At 52.7% G+C, this 20,615-nt stretch carries 18 protein-coding genes; 4 read left to right on the top strand and 14 right to left on the bottom strand.

The window, feature by feature from the left end; translation table 11 throughout:
* Positions 1–19: 19 nt before the first annotated feature.
* From MK110_14850 to MK110_14840, 3 genes are all read right to left on the bottom strand, one after another.
* Positions 20–3,097, bottom strand: a complete 3,078-nt coding sequence (locus MK110_14850) for a DUF1553 domain-containing protein (protein ID MCH2212580.1) — start codon at positions 3,095–3,097, stop codon at positions 20–22.
* Positions 3,098–3,297: 200 nt separating this feature from the next.
* Complete coding sequence (locus MK110_14845) at positions 3,298–4,434, bottom strand: hypothetical protein (GenBank protein MCH2212579.1); 1,137 nt, start codon at positions 4,432–4,434, stop codon at positions 3,298–3,300.
* A gap of 344 nt (positions 4,435–4,778) precedes the next feature.
* On the bottom strand, positions 4,779–5,507 hold the full coding sequence (locus MK110_14840) for an FHA domain-containing protein (protein ID MCH2212578.1): 729 nt from the start codon (positions 5,505–5,507) through the stop codon (positions 4,779–4,781).
* Between the two features lie 528 nt (positions 5,508–6,035).
* Here MK110_14840 and thiS point away from each other — a divergent pair.
* Both thiS and MK110_14830 read left to right on the top strand, forming a co-directional pair.
* Positions 6,036–6,239: a sulfur carrier protein ThiS gene (thiS, locus tag MK110_14835; protein ID MCH2212577.1), complete on the top strand. Its 204-nt coding sequence runs from the start codon at positions 6,036–6,038 to the stop codon at positions 6,237–6,239.
* Between the two features lie 55 nt (positions 6,240–6,294).
* On the top strand, positions 6,295–7,146 hold the full coding sequence (locus MK110_14830; GenBank protein MCH2212576.1) for a thiazole synthase: 852 nt from the start codon (positions 6,295–6,297) through the stop codon (positions 7,144–7,146).
* Positions 7,147–7,547: 401 nt separating this feature from the next.
* Here MK110_14830 and MK110_14825 read toward each other — a convergent pair whose 3' ends face one another.
* The 9 genes from MK110_14825 to infA form a co-directional block, all read right to left on the bottom strand.
* Entirely contained in the window at positions 7,548–8,600 is a 1,053-nt protein-coding gene (locus MK110_14825; protein MCH2212575.1) for an FAD-dependent oxidoreductase, read from the bottom strand.
* Between the two features lie 366 nt (positions 8,601–8,966).
* Positions 8,967–10,361: an MBL fold metallo-hydrolase gene (locus tag MK110_14820; GenBank protein ID MCH2212574.1), complete on the bottom strand. Its 1,395-nt coding sequence runs from the start codon at positions 10,359–10,361 to the stop codon at positions 8,967–8,969.
* A gap of 235 nt (positions 10,362–10,596) precedes the next feature.
* Positions 10,597–11,478 carry a hypothetical protein gene (locus tag MK110_14815; GenBank protein MCH2212573.1) on the bottom strand — a complete coding sequence of 294 codons (882 nt, stop codon included), beginning with the start codon at positions 11,476–11,478 and terminating at the stop codon, positions 10,597–10,599.
* A gap of 36 nt (positions 11,479–11,514) precedes the next feature.
* Positions 11,515–12,453 carry an alpha/beta fold hydrolase gene (locus MK110_14810; GenBank protein ID MCH2212572.1) on the bottom strand — a complete coding sequence of 313 codons (939 nt, stop codon included), beginning with the start codon at positions 12,451–12,453 and terminating at the stop codon, positions 11,515–11,517.
* A 32-nt stretch (positions 12,454–12,485) separates the two neighbouring features.
* Positions 12,486–13,655 carry an 8-amino-7-oxononanoate synthase gene (locus tag MK110_14805; protein ID MCH2212571.1) on the bottom strand — a complete coding sequence of 390 codons (1,170 nt, stop codon included), beginning with the start codon at positions 13,653–13,655 and terminating at the stop codon, positions 12,486–12,488.
* Positions 13,655–14,080, bottom strand: a complete 426-nt coding sequence (locus tag MK110_14800) for a hypothetical protein (protein ID MCH2212570.1) — start codon at positions 14,078–14,080, stop codon at positions 13,655–13,657. Before MK110_14800 ends, MK110_14805 begins: the two co-directional genes overlap by 1 nt.
* A gap of 465 nt (positions 14,081–14,545) precedes the next feature.
* The gene (locus MK110_14795) at positions 14,546–14,800 is read right to left on the bottom strand and encodes a hypothetical protein (protein ID MCH2212569.1); all 255 of its coding nucleotides are present in this window, start codon (positions 14,798–14,800) and stop codon (positions 14,546–14,548) included.
* A gap of 38 nt (positions 14,801–14,838) precedes the next feature.
* A complete protein-coding gene (rnhA, locus tag MK110_14790; protein MCH2212568.1) occupies positions 14,839–15,318 on the bottom strand; it encodes a ribonuclease HI in 480 nt (159 codons plus the stop codon).
* Positions 15,319–15,442: 124 nt separating this feature from the next.
* Positions 15,443–15,661: a translation initiation factor IF-1 gene (gene infA, locus MK110_14785; GenBank protein ID MCH2212567.1), complete on the bottom strand. Its 219-nt coding sequence runs from the start codon at positions 15,659–15,661 to the stop codon at positions 15,443–15,445.
* 435 nt (positions 15,662–16,096) lie between these two features.
* On the opposite strand from infA, the gene MK110_14780 reads away from it, so the two are divergent.
* Positions 16,097–17,425, top strand: coding sequence for an HD domain-containing protein (locus tag MK110_14780; GenBank protein MCH2212566.1), 1,329 nt, complete (start codon positions 16,097–16,099; stop codon positions 17,423–17,425).
* Between the two features lie 256 nt (positions 17,426–17,681).
* Positions 17,682–18,428 carry a glycosyltransferase family 2 protein gene (locus MK110_14775; protein ID MCH2212565.1) on the top strand — a complete coding sequence of 249 codons (747 nt, stop codon included), beginning with the start codon at positions 17,682–17,684 and terminating at the stop codon, positions 18,426–18,428.
* 351 nt (positions 18,429–18,779) lie between these two features.
* Here MK110_14775 and MK110_14770 read toward each other — a convergent pair whose 3' ends face one another.
* Both MK110_14770 and MK110_14765 read right to left on the bottom strand, forming a co-directional pair.
* Positions 18,780–19,562: a cysteine peptidase family C39 domain-containing protein gene (locus MK110_14770; protein MCH2212564.1), complete on the bottom strand. Its 783-nt coding sequence runs from the start codon at positions 19,560–19,562 to the stop codon at positions 18,780–18,782.
* A 132-nt stretch (positions 19,563–19,694) separates the two neighbouring features.
* Entirely contained in the window at positions 19,695–20,612 is a 918-nt protein-coding gene (locus tag MK110_14765) for a hypothetical protein (GenBank protein MCH2212563.1), read from the bottom strand.
* Positions 20,613–20,615 lie beyond the last annotated feature (3 nt).

Here is a 20,615-nt window from a genome sequence, read left to right as displayed (position 1 = left end):
TGTCCATTACCCGGACGCATCATTGCTTGATCTGAAACTCCAGAAAACCCATCATGAGCTGGACGACGGCTGTCATGCCGGCGAGTTCCTGAGGAAGAAGTGTTTCATCGGTTGCTTGTGTTCCGACGTTGACAAGTTTGGCAGCGTCATCCGGATTTTTCCGGTAGATAAGCCGCTGAGCGGCATGGGCAGCCAACAATTCCCGGAGCTCCTCATCTCGGGGAAAACGACCGGTGATTCTGCGAAACGCTTCGACAACAGCCGGTTTAGTGTGCCGTTTTTCCTGGAGCACGCGGGCAGCCAGTACTCGGGCTGCTTCCACGAACTGAGGATCGTTCAGGAGGACAAGTACCTGATTGGGAGTAACGGTGGTTTCACGCCGTGCCACACACACTTCACGACTGACCGCATCAAACGCCATCATGTTGGGAGGTGGAATCGTGCGTTTCCAGAATGTGTACAGGCTCCGACGGTACTGTCCGTCTCCATCATCCGGTGCAAAGGTACTCTGACTGACCTCCTTCCAGAGTCCTTCAGGCTGGGTTGGCTTTACACTGGGGCCACCCACGCGATGTACAAGCAGATCACTGGCCCTGAGGGCCGCATCCCTGATCTGTTCCGCACTCAGTCGATGTCGCGGCCCGCACGCCAGAAGCCGATTCTCCGGATCCCGTTCTGAAAGCGTTTTTCGCGGTCGTGACGACTGGCGATAAGTGGCTGAACCGGCAATCAGACGACATAAAACTTTCACGTCCCAGCCACTGTCCATGAACTGTGCAGCCAGATAGTCCAGCATTTCCGGATGTTCAGGGGGCACACCCTGGTTGCCAAAGTCCTCAGGCGTAGATACCAGTCCGTGTCCAAAGAACATTTTCCAGACCCGGTTAACGGCAACTCGAGCCACCAGAGGATGATCACGGCGAAGCATCCAGTCGACAAGTTCCTGACGGTTACGGGGGGACCGGCGGCCAGGATCAAGAACTGCGGAAGGCACGCCTGCGACGACTTCTTCACCGGGCTGGTCATAAACCCCCCGGTTTAACACTCGTGCGATTGCCGTCTCTGATTTTTCACGCATGACCATAATCGAGCGAAGCGTTCCGACGAATTTGTTTTCAGCCACTCGGGCACTTTGAAGCCTGTGCCTGGCATGCCGGTAGTGTTCGTCTATGCGCTCTCGATAACATTCCCAAACATCATTACGATCAGCAGGCTGGAATTTTCGGTGTGCAATTCCTGTCAGTTCGGCATTCGTCAGACACAGGTCGTAAAGACGAAATTCGTCGACCGCGCCCTGCTTAAAACCGGGCTCTGACATACGAGCACCAACTTCAAGTGGTGCGGTTCTGTCCGGCGGCAGGAGCGTTGTGTCGTACAAATTGTCGCGAACAATATGCAGTGGAGTCAGCGTCCCGTTCAGATGGATATTGATGCCGGCGGAACGACTTGAGCCGTCGTAGGTGATGCTGACATGCGTCCATTCACGACGCACAAGAGATGACCGGGTGGTCACACGCAACGCGTTTCCGGGCCAGAAGTGACACAGACTGAATTCGATTCGCCCAACGGGATCGATGGCCAGTTCGATCCCGCGATGCCCGACCTCCCACACCGGTTTCGTATTATGACAGACCACCATGCGGTCACCGAATTGTTCCGGTCGAAGCCACATCGTTATTGAAAATGGATCCGTTCGTTCGAACTGGCTGTGATCTTTAAGTTGCACTCCGGCATCACCGGAAAAACGTACGGCCTGGTTAATGATTCCATTAACCAGAACTGCTGTTTCCGGCAGTTGATCGCGTGTATCAAACGACAGTTGAAGGACCGGCTCCGGAATGACGGGAGAAAAGGATGTGTTTGTTTCCTGCCATTTCCGAAATCGTGATTCGGCGAGGGACTCTTCTTTAGCCAGCCCCACCTCTGCCCGGGAAATGTTTGCCTTCAAAGCTCGGTGCTGTATCTGCTGACGGTCAGTGTACACAAAGGTGTTGGGTGTGGGCGTTGATGTCGTCTTTTCCGCATAAGTTCCCAGTTCGTCAATGTTGGCGAACATGGCATACAGTCGATAGAAATCCTTCTGTGAAATCGGGTCAAATTTGTGGTCATGACAGCGTGCACATTCGATCGTCAGGCCCAGAAAGGCGGTTCCAAAGGTCTGCGTACGGTCCACAACGTATTCAACAACAAATTCTTCCGGCAGTACGCCACCCTCAGCGTTTTGACGATGCAGACGATTGAACGCCGTAGCAACCATTTGATCCTGAGACGGATTCGGAAGCAGATCACCCGCCAGTTGCCAGCGAATGAAGTCACTGTACGGCAGGTTTTGATTGAAAGCTCTGATCACCCAGTCTCGCCAGGGCCATAAATGGTTTTCGTTGTCGTTGTCGTAGCCAAAAGTATCTGCGTAGCGTGCCACATCAACCCACTGTTGAGCCATCTGTTCACCAAAGGCAGGAGATTCCAGCAGACGACTGATGACTTTGTCCCAGGCAGACTCTGATGTATCGGAAAGGTACGCATCGATTTCATCAATTGTCGGAGTCAGTCCGGTGAGATCCAGGGTGAGTCTTCGCAATAGACGTTCACGATCTGCCTGCGGATTTGGAGCAACATTCTCCTGCTGTAGACGCCTGAGCACAAAGCAATCGACAGGATTCCGGGTCCATCGCTCGGGGTCGCTGACGACGGGCAGTTTTAATGGCGGTACAGACCGAAAGGCCCAGTGTTGTTCGTACGGTGCGCCTTCTTTAATCCATGTCTGCAAGGCCGCAATCTCATCCGCGTCAAGTTGCCGATTGGTATGAGGCGGTGGCATGCGCGAATCGGGGTTAACAGCAGTGATTCGCTGAATCAATTCACTCGCGGTCGTGTCGTGAGGCACAACCGCTCCCGATTCGTAAGCAAGTGCAGAAATATCGAGTCTGAGGTCAGCTTCCTGGCGATTCGGTCCATGACAGAAAAAACAATTGTCTGAGAGGACCGGACGAATATCGCGAGAAAAGCTTACCGTCTCTTCCGCAAACAGCGACACGGCGGAAATCATAAACCATCCCACTGATGGTACCAGCACATGAAGTACTCTGATTCTCAAGAGTTTTACCCTCACTTCATCCGCAGAAGTTCGAGCAATCTGTGTCCGATCGATAAGCTGACACCGATCACCCGAACGAACCGCTCCAGCCGCGGGCTTTCTCGTGTTGACAAATAGAGTCCCGAACACATCTGCCCGGTGTCACCGCACTGCGGTATCAGGCGATACATACAGGGCCGTCCGGATTCATGCTTTTTGTTTTATTGTTCTTCGAACAGCTGTAATGCCAGCAAGGGATAGGCCGTCCCGCTGAATGTGATGAAATGCAGCCGATCTGTATTCAGCGAACGTGTCCACCAGCGACCGGATTCACGCTGATGCTGTTTAAGCCAGACGACGCCGCGGTGAACAGCTTCTGAGGTGCCTGGCACCTTCAGTTGCTGCAGAACAATCAAAACAAGCCCGGTCATATGCCCGTCGCTCATTGCTGCCGATGACGCCGCACCAGTACTGGTATCCAGTAATTCGCTTCGCAGTTTCTCTGCCCGGCTTCCATCCCCCCATTCTTCCGGTAATGCGAAATCTCTCATATTCCACCCACCATCGGAACGTTGGTTCTGCAGAATGACAGAAAGGATTTGCTCCTGCTCCTCCGATGACACAATTCCGTCCATGCGTGTTGATGTCCACAGTTTGAGCACTTTTCCATAATCGTGTGGCGGAGGCGTATCCCGCAGATAGGTTTTCAGACGTTCAATTCGTTCCGTGACTGATTCGTTCACGACGTCAGCCAGCCAGTCCGGGCACGCCGTCAGCGCCATGGCTGCCATGGTTGCCTGCTGATAAGCACTAGATTCCAGTGGAGGCCAGCAGGAGACCGCTCCCCACGCACCATTGTCATCCTGAATCTCCAGCATTAGTTTCAGAGCAGCATCCGTTTCATCGGAAACGGCTTCAGAGACATGAGCGTCCCACTCAGCAAGGCCGGCAGCCAGGTAAATCAACTGTGCGGGGCCAACTCCATCCCTGAGTTCGTCTGCTTCTGTCTGCTGCAGTTCCGCTAATTGTTCAACAAAGAATTCCCGAACCTCGTCGGAAGGTGGCCCCAGTGTGGATGTCAGTGACGGTCGCATGAACAGATACGTACCGTTGGTGTGGCAAGTGATGCACTGTTTCTCCCTTGTCCAGGCTACGGCTCCGTGATCAAGATACGCACCTGCCCGGTCAATCGATAGTTCCGCGATGGGCTCATCGGAATGGGCCGGCGGGATACTGATCCCTTCCGACTCATATTGAGGTTCCGGTGGCTTGGGTTTGTCCGGAGTGACGGAATCATCCTCGGCGTGACATATAGACATCACCATCAGTAACACTGCACAAACCGCACATCGTTTCATTGTTTAAACTCCTGAATCACTAAGATCAGGCTTCTGCGAGTTTTCTCTGAAGAAGCAGCACCTTCACAAGTTTAATCTGTCCACCAGCTGATTGAAGACGGACCATACGTCATTCACTGATAAATCTGGTTTTCAGTCGTTGACTGAATGAACAGCCAAAGCGGGTTGCAGGGCTGGTTAGCGTACAGGATCGCTGCAGTTACCGGCCTGAGCCGTGCACCAAAGAATCGTCCGACATCGCTGTAAAACAGGAACAGGAAACATACTGAACCCGCTTCCTGCATCCTGGATGTATGATCGGAGACCTGTCAAAACGCGAACGGAGTTGCTTCGTGCACTCTGTCCTAGGCGCTGACTCGACGGGGCGGAGACACTGAGCGAAGTGGCACGACGGAGTCCGAGTCAGACGAAGGAAGAAGCGATTCTGTCAGAAGACTCTGTTGTCGCCTTAGCTCGGTCAACTGCTGAAGGATTGATTCCTGCTGCAGCTGCAGATTCTGTTGCCCTTCTTCCAGTTTCAGCATCAGCGAATGCACGTCGTCAATCGGAATGACATCGCGTCGTTCAGATGCGTCGGAATCATCGTACAGCAGACGTGCGGCCAGTTCCCGCCACCCCTCCAACGGCGAATGGTCCAGCTCTTCGACAACCGTAAGTTCTTCTTCCAGAGCATCAACGATTTCTTCCGCAGTGGCTTTTGAGGCATCAACGGTATCATCACCAGTTAAGTTCGACGAAGCCGCTTCACTACGCAACCGCTGGAACACCAGAGTATACGGGCCCATCTCCAGCAGGTCTCCGTCACTCAGTGGCGAATCCTGTACAGGCTCGCCGTTAAGCAACACGGGAGGCGAACTGCACTGGCATAAAATCCGGGCGTTGATGCGGTCTGCAACAATCACAGCCAGCAGCTCGGGAATCGAGTCATGCCCGAGCCTCAAGTGACAAGTCCTGCCGCGGCCGATATTGAACCTGCCCTCCAGCAGGGACTCCAGTCGATGCGGGCAGGATGGTGACGCCACACCGATCCAGGCCACGGCATCTCCATTTGTCAATTGACCGGAAACTCGCACATCACCCTCCGTGGTGACGGATCACAAATTAAGTCAGGGAAGTCAAAGGATTAAAATCCGAACTGCACTTCTCCATTTTGTTAATCGACAGCACAATTGATTCGCACCGAGCAAAACCAGTCAAATACAGCAGTCTACGCAGTAGATTTAGCGGATGTTTCCACGAGGCGTGGCTGCTGTGCCGTTTTTGCGGATGCGGCACAGGCTTCGGCAAGGCCTGCCGGTCGTGCGGTTCTGCTGTGAGTCGTTAAATGTCCTCGATTACCCGACTCTGTAACAGGCTGATACCGCGCATCAGGCATTTGGCCCGTCATCGTGGATAGGACGCCATTCGGGTACTCAGATTCTGTATCGGTTGAATTGCCTGATCGCACATACCGTTGCGCTCTGGTCCTCTGGTCTCAGAGGGATTACCGGCGAAAGATCATATGAGTGCAAACGAATGATCCTTCAACCACGTCGGGATTCCGCTAGAATTGGTCTGAGTGGCGCTCACTTTACTGCGGTTTGTTCGATCTGGAGGAAATGATGCTTCGTGTGTTCGTAAACGGTGAACATCACACGCTGCCCGACAATTTCACAATGGCCGAACTTCTGGAGCGGCTGGGGATCAATAATCGATATTGTGCCGTCGAGCAAAATCACGAAGTAATTCCCAGAGAGAATCACTCTGACACACGTCTAGCTGACGGTGACACACTGGAGATTGTCACGCTGGTGGGCGGTGGCTGACCGTAGTTCGAATGACTATTGAATTTAATCTCAGGACAGACCAGGGCGAACTCAAATGACGGCCGTAGACACCGCGACATCAGACACTGATATCCAGCTGGGAACTCATCAGCTGAATTCACGTCTTTTCGTCGGTACAGGAAAATATAGCTCGTATGAGCAAATGCAGGAATGTCTCGCGCTCAGCGGCGCCGAGGTCGTCACGGTGGCCGTTCGGCGTGAGCGTCTGGTCGACGCGGACGGCCGTAATATTCTGGACTTTATTGATCTCAAAAAATATACAATTCTGCCTAATACAGCCGGCTGTTTTACTGCGGAAGATGCTGTACGAGTTGCCAGACTGGGACGTGAGATTCTCCGAGGACTCGAAAATTGCGGTGCCGACTGGGTAAAACTCGAAGTCCTCGGCGATACCCGCACACTTCTGCCGGATCCGGTGGCAACAATTGAAGCCTGCCGCCAACTGGTTGATGACGGATTTCAGGTGCTTTGTTATACGTCTGATGATCCAATCAGCTCCATGCGGCTCAAGGAGGCGGGAGCGGTGTCGGTGATGCCTGCCGGAAGTCCGATCGGCAGCGGTCAAGGAATTTTGAATCCCGGAAATCTCAAAATCTGCCTGGAATATCTCAAAGAAGACGATGCAGCGTATCCTGTAATTGTCGATGCCGGAGTCGGAACGGCCAGTGATGTTGCGGTGGCTATGGAACTTGGATGTGACGGTGTACTGCTTAATACCGGGATTGCCGGAGCCGCTGACCCACCACGAATGGCCGTAGCTATGCAAAACGCCTGTCTGGCGGGGAGGCAGGCGTGGCTGGCTGGACGTATCGCTCGAAAACTGTATGCCACTGCATCCAGTCCGGACGAGGGTGTAATTGCCATTCGACCACCCGGAATTGACTAAACGTCACGACGGTAGAGTCCATTCGGGAATCATCGATTCTTTCGAGACTACAAGCCAACAGAAAAACTGTGGCGCTGCAGCAGGATTCAGTAACGTCTGCGGAACACTGCCGTTTCTGAGGCTACGGGTTGGTTCCGTCCCGTTTGGAAATGGCCCAACTCCGGGAAGCACACTGTTCGTTCCGGACACCGGGTACATCATCAGGCTCAGTACATAACCGCAGTGTGAATTTGAGGGGACGCCGTCGGGAAGGTGCCTTTGAAACGGATACCGGGATCATGATGATACAGAGTCAGTTTACTGTTTAATCATGAAATGGACTGCGTTGTTCCAAGGTCCGTCGCTCGCTCACCAGAAATCAATGCCGAGCCGATTACCGGTGTCAGCCAGATTACCAATGTTTATTCCAGCCCCTGATCGGCAAGCCAGCGTTCGGCATCGAGCGCTGCGGCACAGCCCGTACCGGCTGCAGTAATCGCCTGCTTGTATCGGTCGTCAGCCACATCACCGGCTGCAAATACGCCGTCCACACTTGTGTTGGTGCGTGGAGGCTGAGTCCATGTCAGATAACCACTTTCATTTGTGTCCAGCTGACCATCAAGGAAGTCCGTGTTAGGAGTGTGCCCGATTGCGGAAAAATAGCCGGATACGCTCAGCTGTTCTGTCTGACCCTCGTCATTGACGTTTCGAATGCGTACTCCGGTAACACCATTTTCATCATCGCCGAGTACTTCATCGATCACGGAATTCCACTTGACGTGAATCTTTTCATTGTTGAGTGCCCGGTCGGCCATGATTTTACTCGCTCTAAATTCGTCGCGACGATGAACGATGTAAACTGCAGACGCATACTTGGCAAGAAACGTTGATTCTTCCATGGCACTGTCACCACCTCCGACAACGACGAGCGGGCTGTTCCGAAATCGGGGCAATGCTCCATCACACACGGCGCAGGCTGAAACTCCCATATTTTTGAAACGGTCTTCGGACTCCAGGCCGAGATAATTGGCTCGGGCGCCAGTAGCAATGATCACCGTATGAGTGTCAAATTCGGTTCCGCTCAGGCTTCGAACCTTAAACGGACGATCTGACAGATTGAGTTCAGCGATGTCATCGGTGACAACCTCGGCACCAAAGTTGGTGGCCTGCTGACGCATGAGTTCCATCAGCTCAGGACCGGACACTCCCTGTTTTTCGTGTGGAGCCATGTACCGGCGTTTGCTGTCGTCAATTGACGAGTCAAGGTATCCTGTCATATCACCGGACGGAAACCCGGGAAAATTCTCGACTTCAGTAGTAAGGGCCAGTTGTCCGAGCGGCAATGTTCCTTTCTGGCGATTGTCTTCGTTAAACGCCCCCTCGTAGACCACAGGTTTCAAATTTGCCCGTGCCGCGTAAATTGCTGCCGTCCAGCCGGCCGGCCCGGATCCGATGATTGTGACACGTTCCGTCATGAGAATTCCTCAGCCAGGACACACTCAATGTCCCGTCTTCTTTTACTGCATCAAAATTAAGACCAATAAACTCCGTCACACCGTGGGCACAGATATTCACGGGCACGGCATGCAAAACATACACTCAACGCCGCAAATAAAAAGCAAACCTTCCCCCTGACAGCCGGCCGTTTTGTCTGTTCTATGCCTGACTCACAACCGCTGATACAGATTAGCGAAGTGCCTGAGCGAGGACAACAATGTCATTTCCGGTGCGTAGTCGCGATGGGAACAGGCATCCGTGATGCACATGGCGACGCAGCCCGGGCGTCAATGTCGGCTATGGAAATGGAACACCAACATGAGTCCTTACATCCGGTGTCTGGCCTAGATGTCGTACATGTCGCCCGGCCCGGGCACCAGGGGGGCTTGATCGCAGCAGTCATAAATGAGCTTACCGAGTGATTCAGCAGCCTGCTGTTCCCCGTGGACGATAAACGCCCGGCCAGTGCCACCGTTTCTACGCAGACACTCGAACCACCATTTGAGATCTTCGGCATCGCCGTGGGCCGAAAGTCCGTTAATGGTTTCCACGCGACAGCGGCGTGAATAAGGACGGCCGAAAATCCGGACGGTGTCCCGCTGTTCGACAAGCTGACGACCCAAAGTCCCGCGTGCCTGAAACCCGATAATCAGAATCGTATTTAAGTCGTTTCCGACAGCATGTTTTATGTGGTGAACGACTCGACCATGCTCACACATGCCGCTGGCGGAAATCACCACAAATGGTTCGGAAGAACGGTTCAGTGCAACGCTTTCGCTGCGTGACTGAATATACGTCAGCCCGTCAAAGTCAAACATGTCATCATCGAATCGCAGGGTCGCACGCACATCGTCGTCCACGTGTTGCTGATGCCCGCGGTAGATGTCGGTCAACCGTGTGGCCAGAGGACTGTCGATATAGACCGGGATACGACACAGTGACTGTTCGTTCCGCAGTTCATTCAGCAGATAGACAATCAACTGGGTTCTTCCAAGACTAAATGCCGGAATAACGACTCGTCCCCCCCGCAAAGCCGTCTCACTGACCACACGCTGCAATTCGGCTTTGACGTCACCGGAATGCGGGTGGATCCGGTTACCGTAGGTGGATTCGGTAATCACCACGTCGCAACGGTCGACGGTTTCGGGATCAATCAGTAGCGGTTTGTCCCGACGTCCCAGATCCCCCGTGAACACGATTCGCTTCCATTCTCCGTTTTCCATCAGTTCGAGTTCACAAATCACGGAGCCGAGGATGTGACCGGCATGGCGAAATCTCAATCTCATGTCTTCGGCGGGTACGTCCCAGTTTCCCATTGTCAGGTACTCAAACGACCGGCAGACTTTTCTCACATCGTTTTCGTCATACAGAGGCTTGATTTCAGAAGCACCGCGTTCCCGCCTTCTGTTCGCGTATCGTGCATCTTCCAGGTGAATTCTGGCGGTGTCCCGCAGCATCACTGCCGCAATATCTGCAGTTGCGCGAGTACAGTACACCGGTCCGCGAAATCCGGCAGCGTATAGTGCGGGAAGACGTCCTGAGTGGTCGATGTGGGCATGAGAAAGAATCACGCAGTCGACATGTGGAGGATCGCAGTGGAATTTCTCGTTCTTGAGTCTTGTTTCGCTTTCCGGTCCCTGAAACAGCCCGCAGTCGAGCAGAACCCGCTTGGTATCAGTTTCGATCAGATGCTGGCTGCCGGTGACTTCACCCGCAGCTCCCAGGAAAGTAATTCGCATTCGATGTGTGTCTGTGTAACGATTTAATCGTTGTGTGTCGGATGCTTTAAAAACTCCGTCAACAGTGTGCTGTGACTGTCCATGTGTGACAGACGAATACGCAACTGGATTTCGGTTTGCCTCACATCATCACAGCGGCGACCGTCGTTGTCCGGTTTCATTTCCCCGGCGTTGAATTATTACAGATTAGTACTGTCGGAACTCTCCGGCCGGTCACTTCCGCCAATCGGAACCGTCACCACTGCAGTTGTAGCAGACGCCCCGACTGAGTGACCAGAAACAGACGTTCACCGAGTGGACCTGCGGCGATGCGAGTGGGTGGATCCATCGACAGATCGCCAGCCCACAGCATGTCTCCTTCAAAATTCATCCAGTAGACTCTTGACTCGAGTGTTAAGACGGCCATTCGTCGCCGGCTGGCGGAGACACTGACGGTCGCCGGTATGCCATCCAGCATGAAAGATCCCCGCTGATGTCCGCGACCATTCAACATCTGAATACCGTGGTTAAATCCGGCCAGCAAAATTCGTCGCCCACAACCGGACACGGCTAGTGCTCCAACGTTGCAGGAAAGTTGCTGGCTCCACAATGCTTCACCAGTGAGAGAATAGCAGCAGAGATGACCGAATTCCGCGGCACCGATCAGCCGGGGGCGTTCGGCGACGAACTGTACAAAGTCTAGAGTCTGTGTCGTATTGAATTTTGCTATCTGCTGTCGGTCCGTTGTCACGATATGCGCCCGGGCCGAATTATCACAAATCGCCAAATGACTACCATGCGGAGTGATTGCGATTGAACGCACCTGTCCTGTAATCCTGACATCCCACAACGTCTGCAAACCGGAATCGAAGCAAATGATTTTGTTGTTTCCGACGATCGCCGCGCCAAAATTTCCTGTATCGGCCCAAACAACAGACCTCACACCTTCAAAATTACGATTCGTTTTCAGAAGAGATCCATTCCGGTGCAGTAGTGTCAGTGAGCCGGCTGCCGTGGCCAGGATCAGAGACGCGGCTTCTGCACCGTAAGCGATGTCGACGATACCTTCAGGAAACACATCGTCGAGTACGACCTCTGGAAAAGTACCCTGACTGTTTTGCAGCAGTGCATGTTTCACGTTTTGTACCTACTCAACCGGAACACCGTGACGGGGCTACGAATAGTCAGCTGTCAGCTTCAAAAACCGTTGACTCGTCTCCAGCACGTCATCAGCCGCGTCTTCAAATACATAGTGACCGGCACTAGAAATCCTGTGAACTGCTGCATTCGGAAAACGCCGTTCGAACTCGTAAAGGAACTCAGGTGTAAAACACCAGTCTCTCATACCCCAGATGAGCTGCATTGGTCTGTTTGCCAGTTTCGACAAAGATTCCTCAACCCTGACCAGCGTCTGATAGCTGCGATGAGTGGGTTTCATGGGAATATCCAGAACAAATTCCCTCACGGCAATACGGTTCTCGACAGAATCATAGGGTGCCAGCAGACCCGCTTTGGCAGATGATGTTAGCGGTCGAGTCACCGCCATTTGCACGGCCGCCAGCGAAAACAAATTCATTCGCTGAACACCGAATGGTCCCAGCAGGGGAATCCGACAGGCAGAGATTCTTAGCGGAATTCGGCGACTTCGAAATGCAGCCGTGTTCAACAGAACGAAACGGGAAAACAGATCAGGTTGCCGTCCGGCGCATCCCATGCCAATAGCTCCTCCCCAGTCATGCGCAAACAAGGTGACGTTTCTCAGATCGAGAGCAAGTATCAGCTGCTCCAGCCTTTTGATGTGCTGCTCCAGTGTGTAAACATCTGTCTGCGGTTTCTCTGAAAAGCCGCAGCCAAGATGATCAATCGCGATCACGCGATAATCCACACTCAGGTTTCGAATCAAATGCCGCCAGGCAAAACTCCATGTTGGATTTCCGTGGACCATCAACAATACCGGACCACTGCCCTCGTCAACAAAATGCTGAATCGATGCGCCGATCCGAATCCAGCGGGACGTAAACGGAAACTCTTCCGTAAAACCATCCCGACTCTGAGAAAGGTTCAGCAGGTCATCGGGAACGTCTGTGTCGTCTAATAACACGATTGGTGGCATGACTCAGTCCGCGTCTGATGTGACGGCACACATTAACTGATTAATTCAGCAATTTGATTCAGTACTGCAACGATGTCATCAGGTTCGTGATCAACGGTGAGTGAAAGTCTAAAGCGACTGGAGCCGCTGGGGACCGTTGGAGGTCGAATCGCAGGTACGAACCAGCCGTCGTGCTGTAACTGCATTGAGATCGCCATGATGTCCTGCTCCCCGGGAACCGTCACCGCAAGAATAGGGGCTTCAGCGGGGCCGAGGACGTTTAAACCTGCAGAACGGGCGCACGACCGTGCAAATCGGTTTCGTTCCATCAGTTTCAATCGCCGCTCCGGTTCTGAGCGGACGATCTTCAAACTTTCAAGAGCGGCCGCACACACAGCTGGCGGAAGAGCAGTTGAAAAAAATTGAGTTCTCGCACGATTTCGCAGCCATTCAATTGTGACCCGACTGCCGGCTGCAAATCCGCCCAGACATCCTAGTGCCTTACTGAGCGTCCCGATATGAACATATGGACGCACCTGAACGTCGGCTAAATCACACGCTCCACGCCCGCCGGGCCCGACGACACCGGTTCCGTGAGCATCATCAACAATGACAGAAAGCCGGAACTCATCCGCAATGTCACACAGTTCCCTCAACGGTGCCACACTACCATCCATACTAAACACACCGTCAGTGATCAAAAATCCGAACTGATAGTCGGACCGTATCTTACTGATCTGAGACACCAGATCTCGAAGGTCGTGACGACTATAAACCGAAACCGCTGCCTTTGTGGCTCGCATGGCATCAATCAGACTCGCATGATTTTCCTGTTCACTGAATATCACATCCTGAGGTCGTACAATTCCCTGAATGGTACCCAGATTGGCAGCGAATCCCGTGGGAAACAGCAGAGCCGCTTCACATTCTTCAAAGTCCGCCAGTTGGTCCTCCAGCTCGGCATGCAGGCGGGATCGTCCTGCAATCAGGGCACTGGCGGTCGCTCCCGCCTGACGGCCCGCTGCTTCTGCAAAAGCGGCGCAAACACGTGGATCATGGGCAAGACTCAAATAGTCGTTGGATCCGAAATTGACGAGTTCCTGACCTTCAATGACACATCGTCCGTGTGCCAGACATTCAACCTGCTTGACAAAACGTCTGCGTCCTGATCTTTCAAGGACCTGCAAACGCTGCTGCAGTGCAGTTTCCAGCGAACCTCCCATCAAACGAATTCCCAGTACAGCGTCTCATCTTGGTTTCGCATCAGCCGGCACTGTTCAGCAAGTGAACAGTCGAGCATCCTCAGTGTGACACCGGGCCACGCGCTGACATCGGGCCACTGCCCGCGCAGTTCCAGAAATCCCGAAAACAGACGTGATACGTGACCTCGATCTCCGGAGACAGGACCTTCCCACGTGAGGTAGTGCCGACGGTGAACGGTCAGCGCAGTCGCCGGAATGAGTTTTCCGCCCCGAGGCATTTCGTGAAGCCTCCAGGACGCCAGGCCTGCACCATCTTCAATCAGAAAATCCCAGTGTAAGAAAGGATGATCGTGTTCAAGGAGGACGAACTGTCGGCGCTGCACTGAATTCAGTGCCACGTCATTAGAGGACACATCAGAACAATTGAATTTCGCTGACTCATTCATTGTCATCACCGGAACGCAGGACAGGTCTGCAGTACTGCTACAAGTTCAGGTCTATTCACTCGTGTTCCGAAGTTTCTTTGTCCGTTCTCGTTAGTGAGTCATTGACCAGATCGATCAGGATCTTCGCAAAACGTTCCGGGGTACGAAGACTCACATCATGCACATTGTCAGGAAGTAATTTCTTTTCCAGGTCGGTTAATCACAAATTCTGCCGGTTCCGGAGAACGCACCGAGCGATTTTTCAGTCGCATCTGCATCAAAGTATACCACGCCCTGTCCGACTGTACTTCATCCTGCCTGAGTTGTTAACAACATCCGCAAAGCAGGGAATCACACCAGCTAACCGGCAACCGGATGTCCAGCGCAACACGAAGATCCTCGGTTGAGGCAGACGCACTTTGATTTAGAAGGATAGTTGCACAGTTTTTTCGTCAGCCGCATCTAAACTCAGCAGAAGGTGATCAATTACAGTCTTAATGTCGTTGCGAAAACCGCTTTTTCAGCAGAAACAACGGAGAAGTCGACTCGTAGGAACTGCAGTGAAACCTGCTGAGCAGCATCGCGATCCCGATGGCAGGCCATCAGATACTGCAGAATCAAATGTCTGCAGCGTTCGGTCAGCCGAACTCGCGCCACTGACATTTCGGGACCGTCTTCCGGAGGGTTCTGACGAACATCAGCCCACAACGTTTCAATTTGACTCAGACGAGGACCTGTCACCGGAACACATCTGCGGCAGAAGAAACAGCACCGAATCTCTACAAAACACGTCGAGCCTTCTCTGCAGCAGCAACCGCCAGTTCATCACACCGTTCGTTTTCGGGATGACCGGTGTGGCCCCTGACAACGGTGAACTGGACTTCATGCTTCTGAATCAGTGCATCCAGCGTCTTCCAGCGTTCCACGTTTCTGACCGGTAGAAATTTGTTACCACTTTTCCGTTTCCACCCATGATGTTTCCAGCCTGCAATCCAGGACCGACATCCGTCGGCAACATATTTGCTGTCGGTAACCACCTCGACCCTGGATCGACGACTCAAACGACTAAGGCCTTCGATCACAGCCTGCAGTTCCATTTGATTGTTGGTGGTATCCAGTTCGCCTCCACTGAATTCTTTTTCACTTTCACTGGCCGGATGTCTGAGGATACATCCCCAGCCGCCGGGACCGGGATTGCCTTTACAGGCGCCGTCTGTGAACAAACGCACAAATGACAGCGGGACGTCAACATCAGACATTGATCAGTACTCGACAACATCGAAACCAATGAATGCTCCCGGATTCATTCCGCGAGACCTGGCAGAACGTGATCAGTTACTGCACAGCCCAACCAGTTCACAGAAGCGATCAGCGCTGCTGGTCTTAACGTTCGCGAAAAACAATGCGGCCGCGATTCAGGTCGTAGGGCGACACTTCAACAACAACACGGTCACCAGGCACGATGCGAATAAAATGCTTCCGCATTTTTCCGGCAACGTGGGCCATTACTATATGGCCATTTTCCAGTTCCACACGAAACTGAGTATTCGCCAGCGCTTCGACCACACTGCCTTCAACCTGGATTGCTTCTTCCTTTGCCATGTTATTCCGATAATTCTGAGTATATGTCAGCGGCGAGTCAAAGACATGCTCGGTGCGCAAAACCGGGCAGGGTCCACGCCATCAATAGCTGTTGAGTGGCAGAAATTCGCGGCCATGGTAATCTGCGAAACAGCAGTAACCTCGGCCGAATCAAAACATCCCGAACAGTCGCGAGCCGGACCGGAATTCGACTGCAACCCGTGAACATCCGGTAATGCAATCCGTCATCTCTGGCAAGCGGCAGTGATTCTGACAGAATGAAAAATTTCTGAACTGTCGTATGGTCGCAGTCTCTCGCCGGAAACTCAAGCCGGATTTTGATTTACTGGCAGATCAGAATACGGAATACATGTCTGATTCGGGTTCTCAGTACTGCGACGCCTGATTTCGGCCGGTATCGCCGGTACTCATCAAAGGAGTTCACCTTCAACACCGATGACAAACCCCTACTCTCACATCGAAGAGATTTCACGTGACAGTAACCACCTTGGTGTGGTGCGCATTCCGATCGAACAGGACGTGCCGCTGTCCGCACGTGTCCGCGCGATTGTGGACACGGCTGAATTTCGAAGACTGGCACAGATCAGTCAACTGGCTCTCACCTCTCGAATTTATCCCGGGGCCACTCATACCCGGTTCGAACATGCCTTGGGAGTGTATCACAACTCGCTGGCTTACCTCTGGCAACTGGGTAAGGACGAGCGATTTGCAGCGACGGTATCGGATCATGACGCCGAAGTATTGATTGTGGCGGCTTTGCTTCATGACATCGGACATTGGCCGTTCTGCCATCCGATTGAAGATCTGGCTTTGCCTGATATGCCGCCGCATGAGAAATTCGCCGGCCGGTTTCTTGGTAAAGACAGTGAGCTGACTCGGGTTCTGCAGCAACACTGGAATGTCGAACCATCTGAGATTCTGGACTTGCTGACCAGTCAGTCACCTGAACACAGCAGCCGTCTGCGCCGTTCCATTCTTTCCGGACCGGTTGATATTGACAAAATGGATTACCTGCAGCGGGACAGCCAGCATTGTGGGGTGCCATACGGAAGAAATTTTGACCGCAATCGCCTCATGGCATCACTGATTGTTAATGAGAAAGGAGACGGATTGGCAATTACCACAAAAGGTCGCACGGCAGCAGAAATGATGGTGTTTGCCCGTTACGTCATGTTCAGTGAAGTTTACTGGCATCACGCGGTCAGATCAGCAACCGCAATGTTTGCGCGTGCTTTCTTCGAAATCCGTCATCGTCTCGATCTGTCACAATTGTTTATGATGAATGAACCGGAGATGATTCGTTCACTGTTTGATGCAGCCGACACCAACACAGAACGGCTCATGACCGGACTCTTTGGTTCACATCGACGCCTGCACAAACGACTGGCCGAATACAGTGTCTATAGCCAGAATCATCTGTATCAGTCATTGCGACGGATGCCCTACGAAGATCTGGTCCGGTGTTCCAACCGGCTGGCCGAACTCCTGGGTTCCGCGATTAATGAGCCGGTTTCTGAAACAGACGTATTGATCGACGCGCCTCCAATTCATCGGGAGGTTGAATTCAAGGTAGACGTTTACGACTCTCGGTCTCAAACTTGGCAGAAACTGGTTGATGTGTCGCCGATCGTCAGCGCCATGTCGAACACCGCGTTCGACGACTGTGTGAAACGCGTACGTGTTTTTGTGGCAGAGCCTTTGATTGAACGACTCAGAAAACTTCCGGATCTGGAGCGTCTGGTTCAGGATGCAATCGATCATTAAGTTCGCCCGCACTCCGTATACCTTCGTCGTCACCACAAACGATCGGCCGAACCTGTTTCAGGTCCCGATTCGTCAGCGAGTAACCGCGGCGTTTGTGATGTTCTTCCGTACTGACCATTTACTGAACCTGAATGCTGCACATAATCGATTAGTTCCGTCAGAACAGCATGCCGAGGCGTGTCAATGCTGTCCGGACTCACGTGTTCACTGCCCGTTAGGCAATTGACTCGACTCTTCTGCTTCGTAGAATGTGCCCATGTCTCATCGAACGCTCATCGCGATTCCAGTCTACAACGAAGTTGCACATGTTGTAGCGGTTCTTGACCAGGTCAAATATCATGCGGATCGGGTTCTTGTGGTCAATGATGGTTCCGACGATGGAACCGCTGAGTTACTGACCGCAATCGACGGAATCACAGTTGTAGACCACCCGGAAAACCTCGGTTATGGTGCTGCTCTGGCAACGTCGTTTGAACACGCGGTGTCAGGTGGGTTCGACGTACTGGTCACAATGGACTGCGACGGACAGCACCAGCCGCAGCTGGTGCAGCGGATTGCTGAACAGGTATATGCAGATGGAGATCCCTGTGACATGGTGTCCGGATCAAGATATCTGCAGCCATTCTCCGAAAATACGTTTGTTCCGACGGAACGCCGAGAAATCAATCGTCAGATCACAGCCTGCCTCAACAAGGAGCTAAATCTCTCCATTACAGACGCGTTTTGCGGTTTTAAAGCTTATCGTGTCTCTTCTCTGGTTGATCTGGAAATCACTGTAACTGGTTATGCAATGCCACTGCAGTTGTGGGTTCAAATAGCCGATCTTGGCTGGAACATCAGAGAGTTCCCTGTTCCGCTGGTGTACACCGACGAAAATCGAAGTTTCGGCGGAACCCTGGATCAGGCAGAACAACGCATGTCCTACTACCGTGCAGTGCTGAACAGTGAACTGGAACGACGCGGAATGACTCAGCGTTTTACCGCAGAGTGTGGTAAACAGTAACCGACGATTATTGATCCTGTGCTGAAACACTCTGACCAAACTCCGGCATCGAAGGTCTGCCTGTGTGCGGTCGGATCTCCCGAAAAGGTCATCACGGACAGCTCTGGTCCGTCGGGCTGTGTGTGTGTTCCCTCGAATCCGTTGGCCGAGGAAACCGAGTACATGCCGGGCCACTGCTGCTGAATTGGTGACCCCGGGTTTGTCCGTAGTAGTCGATTCACCTGACAACCGAATCTTTCGTACAGATCGACAAGACGCCAAAGAACAGTAACAGCATAATTGAAACCCCTGGCAGACGGCAGTTTCTTTACGGCCGGCTAACACAAAACATTACCTTCTCGAGTGAGTCACTTATCTGAATCCTGCGCGGATTGCCCCTGTCGGTAGATTTCGGATCAGTTGCAAGTTTGTTCGTCCGACACCCCGTTCCTCGTCTCTTACATGTAAAGGCGAATCCAGTTGGGGTTTTCCACCCTTCTTAATCACGATGAGAACCGCATTCTCCTGCCATTCTCGGACGAATTGCCACGACGGCACTCGTATATTGCCGCGAGAAGGATCTGCCAAGTACACCCATTCGCCGTCGAACCCACGGAAGAGCACAAAATGATCGTAACCATTCGTTACGATACCCACGATCAGCGGAATTTTTGACTTCGTCAGTTGATCAAAACTAACCCGTCCGATCGTTGACAGGTAACCCCGCCTTACTGCCAGACGACGCAGGTCTGTGATTGCCAGGCCGTTTTCAACACGTTCAAAAAGTTCTTCCTGCGGCAGCATTTGACGCAGATCTTCGATCAGGATTTCTTCGGTGACCCGGTCCTCCCAGTAATAGCGCATCATGGTACCGAGAATCGCCGCACCACACGAAAAATCCCGTTGCTGCATGAGAATGTTACGGTTTCGTCGTTCTATCCAGTTTTGCACCGGCTTCTGAAAAGAACGGTTTCCGTCCCGTACTGGTGCACCGTCATACTGGGCCAGTGTCGGACGGCAGAGGACTGTCAGCAGCAGAACCACTATCGACAGACAACACCTGACTCGCAATGCCGGTATTGACGTCTTTGGAGCAATCATGTTCTGCATGGGTCCCATAGCCCAGTCCGCCTTATTCCCATGTTTCAATAACATGCGGGAAGCATCCCGTAACAAATCCGATTGTCCGAATCCGTGTGGAACCGCCTCCGCCATTCTTTCCCGCCTGTGCTGCTTCTGCTGTCTGCGAGGTCCGAGTCCTTCAGACGCAGTACGACAAATACGGGATTAATAGGTCACGACCCAGCCCAATGTCGCGGTACTGGCATCATCAGTCACGCCAATCTGAATAAATGGTTCCTGCAAACAATCGCCATCCGCAATGGTTACTGCAAAACGCATCGTGATCGGTTCAAGCGTCGACTCCGGCAGGCGCTCGTTATTAACCTTCGATGACAGAACGTAGGCTCCCAGTACTGCACTACTCAGAGTAACTTTGTTATTTACCGCAAACCCCACACCGAATCGATAGTTGAATTCCATTCCTGGCTCCACATGGATCGTTCGGCCATGGAATCTATCATCAAACTGGTAAACCAGGCCAAAACCGTGAAACACAATCAATGGATCAATCGTACGAATAGACGTAAGACTCGCTGACAATGCAAAATGGCCAAGGCCCATTTGCGCTTCGGGTTCCAGAAAATTGGTCAGCAAAGTCGTATTGCCGGTTGGAGCTGTCAACGCAAGCGAGCCAATGGTATCCGGCTCACCAGGACCCGGATCACCCAGCACGCATGTCGCTCCAACGGTTACATCGCCTATCCACCCAACATTGTCGACGGCATCATATCCCGGAAATGCCACCTCATTCTTGCTCCATCCTACTGGAAGGTTGGCGAAAAGTTGTACACCATCGGCGACCCCGTAACGCAATGCGAATGGCACGTACAGAGTCCGTCTTAACAGCCGCGCGTCCACGACATCATCCGGTCCGGACACGTAGTCAAGATAAACGGGTCGTCGGTTTTCGTACAGCGAATAAACAAACCCAGTATCAAACTGTGATTTACCAGGTGGAAGTAGCGGACTGATGCGTCGCAGAAACGCATAACTTCTGTCTTCCGGCGCCTCACCGTACTTTTCATTATCTGTATCAGCGGTTGGGGGCGCGTTGTTCTGAACACCCTGGATCTGATGGGGCACTGG

The organism is Fuerstiella sp., from assembly GCA_022447225.1.
In the GTDB taxonomy this organism is placed as follows: domain Bacteria; phylum Planctomycetota; class Planctomycetia; order Planctomycetales; family Planctomycetaceae; genus S139-18.
This window is presented reverse-complemented; position numbering and strand designations above follow the sequence as displayed.